This window comes from Stenotrophomonas sp. PS02298, from assembly GCF_029959445.1.
Taxonomy (GTDB): domain Bacteria; phylum Pseudomonadota; class Gammaproteobacteria; order Xanthomonadales; family Xanthomonadaceae; genus Stenotrophomonas.
Window position 1 is genome coordinate 1 of record NZ_JASCOR010000314.1, and the last position, 1,582, is coordinate 1,582.

A 1,582-nucleotide genomic window follows, 5' to 3' on the forward strand; every position below is an offset into this window, starting at 1 on the left:
GCCGGAAGTCCAGCCCCTGCGGCATTGCCGGGACCACTCCCTGTAGAGCCGAGCCATGCTCGGCTGAGGCTCTACCGGTGAAGCCCCTTGCCGAGCATGGCTCGGCACTACAGTCGGGCAGTGCCGGGACCGCCCCCTTTGTAGAGCCGAGCCATGTTCGGCTGAGGCTCTACCGGTGAAGCCCCCTGCCGAGCATGGCTCGGCACTACGGGCATTCCCGGGAAAGCTCCGGCCTGCGGGCGGCATTCCGGTCTTCAGGCCCGCCAACCAACCACCCGACAGCCATTGATTCTGTGAGCTTTTTCAGATTTTTTTCACGATGTAATTAGGCTGTAACAAAAACATCATTTCATAGCCGCATCCGCCGGCGATGCCGGCATTTACCCCGCTATGGAGTGACGCATGAAGCTGCACACGACCGGTCTTGCCGCCCTTTCGCTGGCCATCGCCCTGGGCCTGTCGGCCTGTGGTGACAAGGGTAACCAGGCCGCTTCCGGCCCAGACGCCGCGGGCGCCTCCGCAGCGGCCGCTGGTGACAAGGTTGCTGTTGAGATCTCCGGTGCCGGCGCATCGTTCATCTTCCCACTGGTGTCCAAGTGGTCGGCCGACTACAACACCGCGACCGGCGCCAAGATCAACTACCAGTCGATCGGCTCGGGTGGCGGTATCGCCCAGATCAAGGCCGGCACCGTCGATTTCGGCTCCTCCGACAAGCCGCTTTCCACCGAAGAACTCGCGCAGGCAGGCCTGGGCCAGTTCCCGTCGGCAATCGGCGGCGTGGTGCCGGTGGTCAACCTGGAAGGCCTGCAGCCGGGCCAGCTGCGCCTGAGCGGCACCCTGCTGGCTGACATCTTCCTCGGCAAGATCAAGACCTGGAACGACAAGGCCATCGCCGATGCCAACCCGGGCGTGACCCTGCCCGACACCAAGATCACCCTGGTGCACCGCTCGGACGGTTCGGGCACCACCTTCAACTTCTCCAACTACCTGTCCAAGGTCAGCGGCGAGTGGAAGGAAAAGGTTGGCGAAGGCACCTCGGTGCAGTGGCCGGACGGCGTCGGTGGCAAGGGCAACGAAGGCGTTGCCTCCTACGTGCAGCAGATCAAGGGTTCGGTCGGCTACGTCGAGCTGGCCTACGCCCTGCAGAACAACATGCCATATGCCTCGATGCAGAACGCCGCTGGCAGCTGGGTGCAGCCGACCGCCGAGACCTTCGCCGCCGCTGCTGCCAGCGCCGACTGGGCCAACGCCAAGGACTTCAACCTGGTGATCACCAACGCACCGGGCGCCAATGCATGGCCGATCACTGCCACCAACTTCATGCTGATGCACAAGCAGCCGAAGGATGCCAAGCGCAGCGCCGATACCCGCGCGTTCTTCAAGTGGGCCTTCGAGAATGGCCAGGCCCAGGCCAACGAGCTGCACTACGTGCCGCTGCCGGCCGAGCTGGTCAGCCAGATCGAAGCGTACTGGGCTGCCGAGTTCAAGTGACGTAGTGAAGCGGGGGGGGGGGGGGGGGGGGGGGGGGCGGGGGGGCGGGCCCCCCCCCCCCCCCCCGGGGGGGGGGCCGCGGCGCGGTAAT

1 protein-coding gene is annotated in these 1,582 nt (G+C 65.5%); it reads left to right on the forward strand.

What is annotated here, in order from left to right; all coding sequences use genetic code 11:
- Window positions 1–402: 402 nt before the first annotated feature.
- Window positions 403–1,491, forward strand: a complete 1,089-nt coding sequence (pstS, locus tag QMX78_RS21375; protein WP_282273455.1) for a phosphate ABC transporter substrate-binding protein PstS — start codon at window positions 403–405, stop codon at window positions 1,489–1,491.
- Window positions 1,492–1,582 lie beyond the last annotated feature (91 nt).

Excerpts from the sequence above, each read along its gene's own strand:
- pstS (WP_282273455.1), top strand. The coding sequence starts at position 403 with ATGAAGCTGCACACGACCGGTCTTGCCGCCCTTTCGCTGGCCATCGCC.